This window comes from Brevibacillus sp. NSP2.1, assembly GCF_000470975.2.
GTDB classification, from domain to species: Bacteria; Bacillota; Bacilli; order Brevibacillales; family Brevibacillaceae; genus Brevibacillus; species Brevibacillus agri.
Window position 1 is genome coordinate 3,453,004 of sequence record NZ_CP048274.1, and the last position, 12,130, is coordinate 3,465,133.

Consider the following 12,130-nt stretch of genomic DNA (forward strand, 5'->3'; position numbering starts at 1 on the left):
CAAGCCCCGTCCTGCAAAGAAGAACGATTTTCCCCAAAAGGAAAACCGCAGATCGTTATATCCAGGCTTTCAGATTTACTTTACGGATAAAATCCTCCATTGATTCCTTCGCTGGTTCGTCATTTGCCTCTTCTGCATCCGACATGCCCATCAGTTGCCTGAAGAGTGCTTCGTTGCGCGTCGCCAGAGCGTAATCAAGCAAAGCTTCCTGCGAGACACGCTGCGCTTCCTCCTCCAGCAGTTTTTCTTCCAGGGCGATGTCTTCTTCTACCACTGGAATATGCTTATCTATCTTGGGTATGCGAATGACCCATGCAAACGCACTGTCCGGGTTGCGGTCGCGTGCGATCAAATACCCGTATTCGCCTATCGGCAAGCCTTGCTCGAAGGAGTCGGCAACAATGACGACGCGTTGTCCAAGCTTGAACATGAGCGTCCACTCCCAATAAAGATTAATTCTAATCATACTAAATTGTATGTGTACTTGGGAAGAGAAAACCAGCAGGATGGGCAAAAGCACAAAAAGTTTGTTGCTCGACTGAAAATAAGGTACACTTTACCTATATGCGCATTTTTATGGATTACGGTTACGAGGTGTACGCACATGAGTGAAATGTCGACAGGGTTTTCCCTGTTTATTGTCGGGTGGACGTTTGTGCTTGTCGGGTTGATGGGGATCGGCGGCTACTTCATGTTTCGCAAATTCCTCAAGTCCATGCCGAAACAGGACGGGAAGTCCGATCTCGACTGGCAGGACTACTACATCGAGCAGACGCGCTCGCTGTGGACAGAAGAAGGCCTGACGCTGCTCAACGAGCTGGTTGAGCCTGTTCCGCAGCTATTCCGCGATGTGGCAAGACGCTCGATCGCAGCCAAAATCGGGCAGATCGCCCTGGAAGAGAAAGCGACCTCGATTACGACAGAGCTGATCGTCAAAGGATACATCGTCGCTACTCCCAAGCGCGACCACAAATGGCTCATCGCCCACTTGCAATCCAAGCAAATCGACTACACCCCTTACGAGAAATATTTGAACGCGTAAAGGCAGCAGGCACTGCCCCGCCTGCCCGAAAGCCGGCTTGCTCCGTCTGAAACTTCCTCTCTGCCCATCCGTAAGAATACTTATACGGATCACTGGCCTGCGCAAAAAGCTTTTTCAACGCGAAACGGGCTGGGCAAAAGGAGACGATGCAGATGTCAGTCATACTGACCATTTTGGGGATCGGGTTCGTGCTGTTTGTTGTCGCGGTCATCATTGTCGTGGCTCTGTTGAAAAAAGGCGCGCGGTTTTTTTGGAAAATGGGCGGGCGCGGCTACCGCAAATACAGCAGCAGCGATTATCGCCATCGCGGCCCGCTGTGGAAGCTCGGTCACAAAACGTATGGCCATCGCTACTATCGTCGCAAGCATTCCAGCCACAGCGGTTTTTTCAGCAGTTAATGGACGCGAAAAAAGAGCAGGGCAGCTACCGGTCGCAAAGCCGGAAGCTGCCCTTTGTATGTTCCATAGAAAAAAAGACGAAAAGCTGCCTCATGCCTGGCAGCTTTGTTCGTTTTCGGCCTTGGGGGTCGCCTTTTTGCCGGATACCCCGCCCGAGACGAGAAACGCCATCACCTCGGCGCTGTCCATGTCGAGCGGCTGCACCTGCTCGCTCGGAAAGAGCAGCAAATTGCCCGCAAAGTTGTACGACTGCGGGAGATAAACGGCGACGTGATCGGCAAGCCCGTATGTATCCATGCTTTCTTTTGTGATGAAGCCGATGACTTTGGCTCCCGAATCCTTCGACAGCGTCACCAGAACCGGCTTGTCGAAGCTTTTTTTGTCGCCGACGAACGCCCCGATCAAGTCCTTGATCGCGGTATAAATCAGCTTGATGAACGGCACTTTTTCAAAAATGCTGTCCACGACGGCCAACAGGCCGCGCGTCAGCACGTTGGAGGCCAAAAAGCCGACAATCGTAATCCCCACAATTGTAATCAGCACTCCGACGCCGGGAAAATGGAGATGGAACCGGTTGCTGGCCAGATTGTAAAACCAACTGTCCACCGTCGTAAAAATGGTGTATAAAATGTAAATCGTCACAGCCAGTGGAATCACGTACAGCAAGCCTTCCAAAAAGTATCGGATCACACGCTTCATCCCGTTGCTCCTCTCTTCCGCCACTTTTTAGAAATATTGTACCCCATCGGATAGTCATCTGCTATGATGAAGAAAAAATCAGAAAGCAGGGTGAACCATGCAAGCACTTGTCACACCACAATGGCTCCGCGATCATTTGCACGACGAGCGGATCGTCATCGCCGATTGCCGCTTTGCGCTGTCCGCTTCCGAACAAGGCGCGCAAGAATACGAAGTCGATCATATTCCAGGGGCGCTCTACTTTCATCTGAATCGCGACCTGTCCGGTCCAAAGGGCGAGCATGGCGGACGCCATCCCCTCCCGGACATCACCGCTATCGCTGCCCTTTTTTCGCGCGCAGGAATTGATGAGCAGACGACCGTGATCGCCTACGATGACCAGGAAATGTCGATGGCTGGACGTCTCTGGTGGCTTTTGCGCTACCTCGGTCACGACCGCGTCGCCGTGCTCGATGGCGGATACGCCGCCTGGAAAAAGGCTGGCTACGAGGTGACCGCTGACGTGCCGACACCGCAGGCGCGTACGTTTGTCCCGCGCCCGCGCCCGGAGATGCTGGTCGGCATCGAAGACGTGCAAAAGCGCACGCCTGAAACCGTGCTGCTCGATTCGCGGGCAGGCGAGCGCTATCGCGGCGAACAGGAGCCGCTCGATCCGAAGGCCGGACACATCCCTGGCGCCCGCCATTTCTTTTACAAGGACAACCTGGCAGCGGACATGACCATGCTTCCGCCCGAGCAGCTCAAGGCTCGCATCGCCGACTTTGCAGACCGGGAAATCATCGTCTATTGCGGCTCGGGAGTCACAGCCTGCACCAACCTGCTCGCCTTGCACCAGGCAGGACGGGCTGACGCCAAGCTGTACGCAGGAAGCTGGAGCGACTGGAGCTCCTACGATTTGCCTGTCGCCAAAGGCCCTACTCCTGCCGAAGGAATCGAAGAATGATCCGCTTCATTCGCCTCCTGCTGCACTTCGGGTATCAGGAGGCCATGTCTTGCCTGTTTCCCGTCTTCATCTTCGCTTCGCTCGCGGTATCCAAATTCGTCGCGATCCCTGGCCTGCCCAGATACGACTTGCTTTTGCTGCTCTGTTTGGCTTTTCAGGTGTTCATGGTGAAAAGCGGGCTGGAGTCGCGGGACGAGTTGAAGGTAATCACGGTCTTTCACCTGATCGGACTGTGTCTGGAAATATACAAGGTGCACATGGGCTCCTGGAGCTATCCCGAGGCCGGGTACAGCAAGGTGTTTGGCGTTCCGCTCTACAGCGGCTTCATGTACGCGAGTGTCGCGAGCTATTTGTGCCAGGCGTGGCGTCGCCTGGACGTCAGCCTGACCAACTGGCCGAAGCCGATCTGGGTGACCTCGCTCGGTGCGGCGATCTACCTCAATTTTTTCACCCATCACTTCATCTGGGACCTGCGCTGGGTGTTAATGGTGCTCATGTTCATCGTGTTCTGGCGATCGAAAGTGTACTTTCGCGTCACCCACGAGCGCTTTTCCATGCCGATCCCGCTCGGCTACTTCCTGATCGGCTTTTTCATCTGGATCGCGGAAAATATCGCCACCTTTTTCGGCGCCTGGGCGTACCCGAACCAGCGCTCCGGCTGGGAGCTGGTGCATCTTAGCAAAATCAGCTCGTGGTTTTTGCTCGTCATCGTCAGCTTCATCATCGTGGCGGAGTTGAAGCATGTAAAAGCGCGACGGACAGGCGGCAAGTCGGTTGAGACAAAGTGAGCAGGCGGGCAATAGCAAAAAAGGCAACGGTAGGTTCGTTGCCTTTTTGCGCTGGGAATCTCTCTACTTTTTCGCTTCCGCGACCAGCCAATCCGCCAGAAGCTCTGCCTGCGACAGCACGGCGATCGGGTCCTGGAACCACGAGCTTTCCTCGCCCCAGATGTAGACCCGCCGTTTTGGACCGCCTGCAATTTGCCCCAGATCGGGTCTGCCTGGTAGTCCGCCAGCTTTTTCGAGTCGCTCGTCAACACGAGGTAATCGCCATCGTACTCGCCCAGCGTTTCCAGCGAGATCGGCTTGTGGGCTGCCAGAAACAACTGGCTATCATTATAAGTGATAATTATTCTAAATGACAGACGGCAATAAAAAATCCCAAACCGCCGCCCGCTTGCTGCGAACGATGGTTTGGGGTGTGAGTGACTTATTGTTTCAATACGTTTTCCAGCACGTTCTCGATCATCTGGCGGTTGGCGATCACGCCTGTGTACAACCAGCTTGATTCTGTCGTAAAGTCGTAGACATGTCCGTTTTTCACCGCAGGGATATTCGCCCAGACCGGCTCCTTCAGAAACTCGTCCTTGGACACGCCTTTGCTGTTTACGACAAACAGGTAGTCGGCGTCAAGCTGTGCCAGCTTTTCCAGAGACACGGAGTTCCAGTTGGCATCGCCCGACTTGGAAATTTCCTGGACGACAGCAGGCACTTTGAACCCAAGGTCTTTGTACAGCACGTCCCCGCTGGACAAGTCCTGACGCGCCATGTAGACGGCTTTCGCCGTTACCCACAGTGCCGCCGCCGATTTTTCGCCAATGCCCTGCTTCAGCTTTTCTTTGCTTTCGGCCACGTACGTATCGTAATCGGCCAGTACCTTTTTCGCTTCCTCGCTCTTGTTCAGGACCTCGCCCACGATCAGAAGCTCTTTGCGCCAGTCGCTGTTCTTTTCTTTGCCAATCGTGTACGTCGGCGAAATTTTGGCGTACTGGCTATATTTGTCTCCCGCTACCAGTTCTGCATTGTCCATGATAATCAAGTCGGGATTGTAGCTCATCACGACTTCAGGCGGCAGGTCATACGGAATCGCCGGGATTCCTGCCAAATCTTTTTGCAGATACCCCTGCACGTCGCCTTTGCCTACCGACCACTGGGCGACCGGCTTCACGCCCAGCGCCACCAGATGGTCTTCCAGATAAGAAGCGATGATCCGCTGCGGATGCGCAGGTACGGTCACTTTGTTGCCCAACCCGTCTGTCAATTCGCGCTGGGCCGCTCCGGCTTGCTCCTGTACGCTCCCCTCGGCTTGCGGTGTCGGACTTGCCGTGCCGGAGCACGCGCTCACGAGCAGTGCGAGACTGACCATGAAGAGAGTTGCCATGTGGCGCGTTGATTTTTTGTTCATGCGAACGATCCCCCCAAAGCTTCGTTGATAACGATTATCGTTAACACTATAGCTTTCCCCCTTCTCGTCCACAATAGATAATCCGGGCTTTCCATATAGACGATCCGGAACTGGAGGCGCGGCCAGGGCATGCTTGGAAAAGGCGCTCGGCGTCATGCCTGTATGCTTTTTGAACAGCCGACTGAAGTAGAGCACATCCTGGTATCCGACAGCAGCCGCTACTTCCTGCAGCTTCGCGTCCGTCCGGGCCAAAAGCTCCTTCGCTTTTTCCATCCTCAGTGAGATGACGTAATCAATCGGGCTGTGGCCTGTCTCTTCCTTGACCAGTCGGGTCAAGTAGCGGGCGCTGTAGCAAAACTGCTCAGCGAGGCTCTCCAAAGAAATCCGCGTTGTGTAATGCGCTTCCAGGAAGCGGACGACCTGCTTGGCGAGCGGCTGTTGTTCTTGGTGAAACCCGTGCTGAATGAGCTGCTGCATGACCTCGTGGACAAACTGCAAAAACGTGCCTTTTGCCCGAAGCCGCTCCTGTGCGTCCCATTCGCGGGCCATCGTTGCGGCCAGATGGTACAGTCCGGTTGGCTCATGCGGCACAAGCGCATAAGGCAACTGAAACGGCTCTTTGCCGCCATCGTTTAGCAACGCATGGTCGGCAGGGCGCGGCAGCAACGTTTTTGCTTTGTACAAGATCAGGTAAAACGCGAATAGCTCGTCGTCTGTCAGCTTCACGTCGAGCACCATGCCTTTGCCGCCGTGAAGCAGCAAGAAGCGGTCTGCCGCATATTCGCGCCCATCCAGTCGAACCGTGGCCTGTCCCTTGCAAGCGTAAAAATAGCTGGAGGCCGGAAGCCGGTAGCTGTTCCACGACTCTTGCGCCTGCAACACAAAATGCCGAACGTCGATCACCTGAACAGCCGCGTGCGTCCAATGTGCCAACAAGTCATGGATTTTCTTTTTTTCCTCTTCCTTCATCCGAGCACACCTGCCTGTTATTGCGCAAGAAGCGTTGATTTGTTTGATTTTTATGAGAATGATTATCACAAAAACACATCGGTATTATAAGGGAATTTGGGGGCCAGATCAACCTGCGGAAAATTCCAGTTCGGGGTCTGGCCCGTGCAAGTTCGCGAGCATTCCAAAAACGTCGGCAGCATGGCAGGGAAGCGTTCCTGTTTCAATTCATGCGGAGCGGTTGCCTTTTCTTCCTTGCATTACTGTTTACTTTACTTTTACGATTACCTTTCCTTTGGCCCTTCCGCTTTCCAGGTAGTCGAATGCTTGCGCGGTATCTTTCAACTGGTACACCTTGTCAATTACAGGCTTAATCTGGCCTGCTTCGATCATTTCCGTCAGGATCTTCCATTGCGCGCCGCTCGCTTTCATAAAAAGGAAGTGATATTTCGTTTGGGTCTTCCGCTCAAGCGCTGTGATTTTACGGCTCACGATGGACAACATAGCCGTTTTCATCCAACCCAAATTGGCTTCTTTTCCGAATCTTGCGTTTGGCATGCCCGAGACGGAGACGATTTGTCCGCCTGGCTTGAGGATGCGGAACGATTTTTCCAGGACGTCTCCCCCTAGCGTATCAAAGACAGCGTCATACCCGGTAAGCATTTCCTCAAAGTTCTCTTTTTTATAATTAATGATGAGATCGGCCCCCAACGATTTGACCAGTTCATACCCTTTGTCGCTTGCTGTTGTCGCCACGAAAGCGCCCATCCTTTTGGCCAGTTGGATGGCGAAGGTGCCTACGCCGCCCGAACCTGCGTGAATCAAGATTTTTTGGCCTTTTTGAAGATGCAAAATATCGGAAAACGCCTGGTAAGTCGTAAGTCCAACCAGCGGTATGGACGCCGCTTCTTCAAAGGTCAAATTTTGCGGTTTCAGCCAAATATCATCCTCATGCACAGCAATAAATTCGGCCAATGTGCCGATCCGGCTTTTGCGGGGCCTGCCGTAAACTTCATCTCCGGGTTTAAACGCCTTCACCCGTTCGCCAACCTTGACGACAACTCCGGAGAAATCGTTGCCCAAGATCAGCGGAAACTTGTAACTCAACAGGAATTTCACTTTTCCTTCTTTAATTTTAAAGTCGATCGGATTTAAGCTGGCAGCATGAATTTCCACCAGCACATCATGTTCTCCGATACTGGGCATTGGCTGTTCTGTCAATACTAATGGAGCATTTTTTCCATAATTCTCAATGACGATGGCCTTCATGTACGATCACTCCTGTTTATGATTATTGGTTTAAACAAACGAACCAATTGTGCAAAACAATTTCGCTACCACATTTCTCTTGCATCTCTAGGTAGTCACTGCGACCCATTGCACTCGGCTTCCACGGCGGTAATTAATGCTTTGAGTTGTTCAAGCGGTTTGCGGACAGTCAATACGTAATAATTTTCTACGCCTTTTTTTTCGGATGTGATAAAGCCGGACTGCTTCAACACCTTCAAATGATGGGAGACAGCCGGTCTGGACAAATCTATATGGCTCGCGATCGCATTGACGTTCAGTCCCGATTTGTTCTGTGCCAGCAGCATAATAATCGCTTGCCGATTTTCATCGGTCAGCACTTCCAGCAGAGGAATGCAGTCTTTAAATTGTTGCAGCACATGCTCGGTTCGCTGGCTCATGCGGTTCATCCTTTCGTTCGTTCATTGGTTCTTTGGTTTAATCGTTTAAACGTAATTATAACCACTTGTTTTGTAAATGCAAGTGGGAGGTGGAGGTTTTTGCAGATGCAAGCCCGTTGTTTTACTTTCTTACTTTGAATCTTTGTCTCTACCAGCAGCAGCTTCCATTTGCCACTGAATAAGTTTTTATTTACTGCCAAATGTGCCCCTTCCTGAGTTCCCTCTTTCATTCATTTTTTCAATTGCCCGCTTTTCTATGTATCCTCCTGCCACTCGCTAGTTATAGGGAAACGGTTCCCGCTACAATGTTGTTAGAATGAACGTCTGTTTGCCCATAGCCATTCATGCGGAGTAGAATATACACTCGACTTCTTCTAATGAAACTTGCAATTGTTGGCTGACATCATATATTCCCACATTCTGCGCTTGTGTATCTTCGGGGGTACTCTTGCAATCAACAGGAAAAACATGGTAGATTGTCTTTTGAAGTCTTATGTATGTTTGGAGGCATGGTAATTTGAAGATCACTAGCATCCGTAAATTATTATTTAATGAAAAATCTTTCAACCCATTTAGTGACAATTACAACCCAGAGCAAATTCAACTTATCTTAAAAGAGTATCTAAAATCGGAAAAGGAAGATACATCACAAATTAAAGATAAGGAAAGTGATATTGACGCCGTTAGAATAGCTGTGCAAACGCCTGTATTTAATTACTATTACAAAGAACTGTACGAATATATGAAAAAAACTTTAAGTGAACCAGGAATTAATGTAATAAACGTTATCCAATACTTAATTGCGATTGTAAATCATGATACAAAAATGATTGAGATGTCAATAAATAAAATGATTCAATCAACTAATCAATTAAGACTTGAAGAAATGGCAATGCTCAAAATTGATGAAAAAAATTTCAAAAGTAATGCTGTAAATTCTTATGAGTTGCAAACTGATCTTTTAAATCTACTATTAAATTACTTAAAATATTTTCACAAAGAAGATTCTCGGCATGATAATGCTGTACCAGCAAGAATTCATGAAGCTTCTAGTAAAATGTATAGAGCTTCGAACCTGCTATACGTAGTTAAAGATGCTTTTGATCGTATGGTATGGGAGAACGGAACGATCATTGAAAAAAATGAAGAATTATATCTACGTTACATTGAACCGGATTCCCAAATTCTTCTTCAACTTGGTATGTTCAGAGTGCAAAGGAATGCGCTTGCATACTCTATAACTATTTACCAGCACTTAAAGGAAAATCCGATTTACTTACGCTTTTTATCAGAAACGAGAAAAGGGAAGAACATTTCAAATATCCGTATTAACTCGAGAGGATATATTCGCTATTCAGTTCAAAACGAGGGGCCGAATGCTTTACTACAATCAGAGTTGGTACAAGGATTGGCTTTTATTGCAGCATTCTACCCACATTTCACAAGAAAAGAACTTGAAAAATTAGGAAAGCTAACTGTGGATGATTTAATGGTTTTACACAGTGAGCTAGTTCATTTAACCGAAAAAGTTAAGGATTGCTTACCTGAAGTAAATGATGCGACAGATATAAAAGACTATATGGTTAGAATTAGAAAAAAAGATTTAATGAATTATTTTATAGATACAACGACATACACAACTACTCAAATTGAATCTTACATAAATCTAATACAAAGCGACATTCTCCAAATGGAAAGAATAAATCTATGGAAACGCCCTTTAGTAAAAGATCAAGATGTATTCTATCTTTCTATACCATCCATATTATCTCCCAATTATCTGCAATTGATCGATGAATGGCTTGAAGGAGCTGGATTTAATTTAAATGAGAGGGGTTTTGCACTAGAAACTTTCATTAAAAATGATTTAAAATCCAAGTTAGTCTCTAAAGGTAATTTTACTATTCCTTCACTAAGCGATTTTCAGATTTCAAAGAAAGTTTCTGAGGAAATTGACCTTATCGTTTCATTCGATGATTTTATCTTTATTGCTGAAATAAAAAATGTAAAGTATCCAATGGAGCCAAGGGATGTCCATAATGCCATCAAAAGATTATCTGATGGAGCCCTACAGTTAAAGAGAAAAATAAACTTTGTACAAAAACATAATGATTACTTTTCTGAAATACTAAATGGTGTAGAGGGGAAACCAATTTATTCTGCTGTTATTTGTAATTATCCCCACTTCACAGGAATGAAATTGCATGACGTTCCAATAATTGATTTTATGGCACTAGCAACATATTTTGGCCATGGGTCTATTACTGACCTTCGCTCTGAGAATATTGATGCTGAATCACAAAAAGTAAGAGAACTCAGGTTATGGAACAATCGGAAAGAGTTCGCTGACAATTTCCCCAATTACCTTATAAAGCCAACTGTCGTTGATGACTTGAAACACAAATTTAAAACAAAATTTCATCGAATAACGCTAGAGACCGCTAATCCGCAAATGCACTTACAAGTCGCAGAAATAATTGAAACAAATTAGTCTGTAAAGTATTCTGTCTAAACACTCAATCTTCCCCCCTACTTTTAACTATTTGCTTTTTATAATGACTGGATCACCAAATTACCCAGTTTACACTGGACTTCATGTAGTTTAATAGTGCCAATCGTGGAGCCAGCCCCCATAAGGTGTGCATATTACAACACACTAGTATCATGGACACTAGTTTTGTCTACTGTTTGGGAGGCTTGCTTCACTCTGGAGCACAGAAACTAGATCTACAGTATTTCGCCTCGCTTGTGTCTACTTGAATTCCTCTGAAAATTACTCTGGCAGACTAAGGAAAACCAAAGAACAGTGTAACTGCAGTACTAAACGAAGATACTTGCATTTCTAGAAACTGTCCCAACATTTTCTCTCGTTAAAGACCATGAATCATACTTTCGTTAATAGCTATTATTATCAATAAGGCATTTTCGGTCGCCCCCCTCATTTCTGCTTTTAAAAATGTCGATATACCCCGCACACAAAAAAAGAGTTCCCCCGCCCCAGGAAAACTCTCTCCACCCCCTACCGCGGAACCCCGCTCAACAACAACCGATGCAACACGCCGATCAAACACACCCCTGCCGTCACGAAGAACGCAATAAAGTACGAATGATGCCAATTCTCCAACAAGCCCGCGATGACCGGGCTCAGCACCGCCCCGACAGACAGCACCGCCGAGTAGATGCTGAACACGCTGCCGTACAGCTCGCGCGGCGAGTGCACCGTCAGGATCGTGGCAAAAGCCGGGAACAACATGCCGAAGCAGGCGCCGAACAAAAACATCATCACCTGGATCGGGATCGCCACGCCGAGCGCGAGCATGTACAAAAGCGCGCTGAGCACTCCGAGTCCGGCAAAGCTTCGCGTCTCCACCGGGACTTTGTGCAGCCAAAACTGGCAGAGAATCGCCAGCGCCCCCAAACCTTTCAAACTGAACAAAATGCCGGTCACGGCTGGCGACATCCCTTGCTTTTGCACGAGCAGCGGCACCTCGTAGATGATCGTCCCTTGCGCGTAAATGATCGCAAACCCGCCCAAAAAGGCCGGATACAGCATGCGATTTTCCAGAATCGTCAGCAGGCTTTGGCGACCTGCCGCCTTGGGCAATAGCTTGGCAGGCATGCCGCCGCCATCCACTTTGGCCGGGAGCACGAGCCAGGAAAACACGCCGGCTACGATCATGATGTAGCCGAGAATGACAAACGATTGGCCGTAGCCGAACTGAACGGCAAAAAAGCTGCCGACCGCTGGCGACACAATCCCCGCTGTCGTGAGCACCAGTCCTTTTTTGCCCATGATCTCGCCTTGTTCGAGCGCCGTCTTGCCCGTCTCGCCCAGCATCGCCGAGCAGGCGGGAGAGACGAAGGCCATGACAAAGCCGAGCATGAGCCGAAAAGCAAAAAAACCGCCCGTATGCGTCACGACGCCTTGACCAATCAGCATGAATCCGGCCAGAATCAAGCCTCCGGCGATAAACCACTTTTTCGGAAACCGATCGAGAAAAGGACCCGCGAAGAGATTTCCGGTCAGATTGCTTACTGCATAGCCGCCCAGCACAAAGCCGATCATGGCAGCCGACACACCCAAAATATTCAAGTACGGCGCCAAAAGCGGCGTCTGTGCGTGCATGTCGAAGGCAACGAGAAACAACACGACCAACAGCAGAACCCTCAAAGCATTCCCTTCCTCTCATCCCGCCAGTCTTTGTCCCAGTATATGAGGGGAGTCGTC

At 49.0% G+C, this 12,130-nt stretch carries 12 protein-coding genes; 6 read left to right on the forward strand and 6 right to left on the reverse strand.

Annotated elements, in window-relative coordinates; translation table 11 throughout:
* Nucleotides 1-55 precede the first annotated feature (55 nt).
* A complete protein-coding gene (locus tag M655_RS16750) occupies nt 56-430 on the reverse strand; it encodes a hypothetical protein (protein WP_005827074.1) in 375 nt (124 codons plus the stop codon).
* A gap of 174 nt (nt 431-604) precedes the next feature.
* Here M655_RS16750 and M655_RS16755 point away from each other — a divergent pair, with 174 nt between their 5' ends.
* Both M655_RS16755 and M655_RS16760 read left to right on the forward strand, forming a co-directional pair.
* Nucleotides 605-1,042: a DUF2621 domain-containing protein gene (locus tag M655_RS16755; RefSeq protein ID WP_007785178.1), complete on the forward strand. Its 438-nt coding sequence runs from the start codon at nt 605-607 to the stop codon at nt 1,040-1,042.
* 152 nt (nt 1,043-1,194) lie between these two features.
* Nucleotides 1,195-1,440, forward strand: coding sequence for a hypothetical protein (locus tag M655_RS16760; RefSeq protein ID WP_005827069.1), 246 nt, complete (start codon nt 1,195-1,197; stop codon nt 1,438-1,440).
* Nucleotides 1,441-1,530: 90 nt separating this feature from the next.
* Here M655_RS16760 and M655_RS16765 read toward each other — a convergent pair whose 3' ends face one another.
* Entirely contained in the window at nt 1,531-2,139 is a 609-nt protein-coding gene (locus M655_RS16765; RefSeq protein WP_025848451.1) for a DUF502 domain-containing protein, read from the reverse strand.
* Nucleotides 2,140-2,236: 97 nt separating this feature from the next.
* On the opposite strand from M655_RS16765, the gene M655_RS16770 reads away from it, so the two are divergent.
* Genes M655_RS16770 through M655_RS16780 form a run of 3 tightly spaced genes read left to right on the forward strand, consistent with a single transcriptional unit; the run spans nt 2,237 to nt 4,036 of the window.
* Nucleotides 2,237-3,082 (forward strand): sulfurtransferase, encoded by an 846-nt coding sequence (locus M655_RS16770; protein ID WP_025848449.1) that lies wholly within the window; start codon nt 2,237-2,239, stop codon nt 3,080-3,082.
* Entirely contained in the window at nt 3,079-3,870 is a 792-nt protein-coding gene (locus tag M655_RS16775) for a DUF817 domain-containing protein (RefSeq protein WP_005827063.1), read from the forward strand. Before M655_RS16770 ends, M655_RS16775 begins: the two co-directional genes overlap by 4 nt.
* Nucleotides 3,857-4,036 carry a hypothetical protein gene (locus M655_RS16780; RefSeq protein ID WP_129552215.1) on the forward strand — a complete coding sequence of 60 codons (180 nt, stop codon included), beginning with the start codon at nt 3,857-3,859 and terminating at the stop codon, nt 4,034-4,036. Before M655_RS16775 ends, M655_RS16780 begins: the two co-directional genes overlap by 14 nt.
* Before the next feature lie 255 nt (nt 4,037-4,291).
* On the opposite strand, the gene M655_RS16785 is transcribed toward M655_RS16780, so the two are convergent.
* From M655_RS16785 to M655_RS16795, 3 genes are all read right to left on the reverse strand, one after another.
* Nucleotides 4,292-6,235, reverse strand: coding sequence for an AraC family transcriptional regulator (locus M655_RS16785; protein ID WP_081414681.1), 1,944 nt, complete (start codon nt 6,233-6,235; stop codon nt 4,292-4,294).
* 246 nt (nt 6,236-6,481) lie between these two features.
* Complete coding sequence (locus M655_RS16790) at nt 6,482-7,483, reverse strand: NADP-dependent oxidoreductase (RefSeq protein WP_026557036.1); 1,002 nt, start codon at nt 7,481-7,483, stop codon at nt 6,482-6,484.
* A gap of 95 nt (nt 7,484-7,578) precedes the next feature.
* Nucleotides 7,579-7,902 carry an ArsR/SmtB family transcription factor gene (locus tag M655_RS16795; RefSeq protein ID WP_005827057.1) on the reverse strand — a complete coding sequence of 108 codons (324 nt, stop codon included), beginning with the start codon at nt 7,900-7,902 and terminating at the stop codon, nt 7,579-7,581.
* A gap of 517 nt (nt 7,903-8,419) precedes the next feature.
* Between M655_RS16795 and M655_RS16800 the strand changes: the two genes are divergently transcribed.
* Nucleotides 8,420-10,393: a hypothetical protein gene (locus tag M655_RS16800; RefSeq protein WP_025848438.1), complete on the forward strand. Its 1,974-nt coding sequence runs from the start codon at nt 8,420-8,422 to the stop codon at nt 10,391-10,393.
* 528 nt (nt 10,394-10,921) lie between these two features.
* Here M655_RS16800 and M655_RS16805 read toward each other — a convergent pair.
* Complete coding sequence (locus M655_RS16805) at nt 10,922-12,073, reverse strand: MFS transporter (protein WP_026557035.1); 1,152 nt, start codon at nt 12,071-12,073, stop codon at nt 10,922-10,924.
* Between the last annotated feature and the right edge of the window lie 57 nt (nt 12,074-12,130).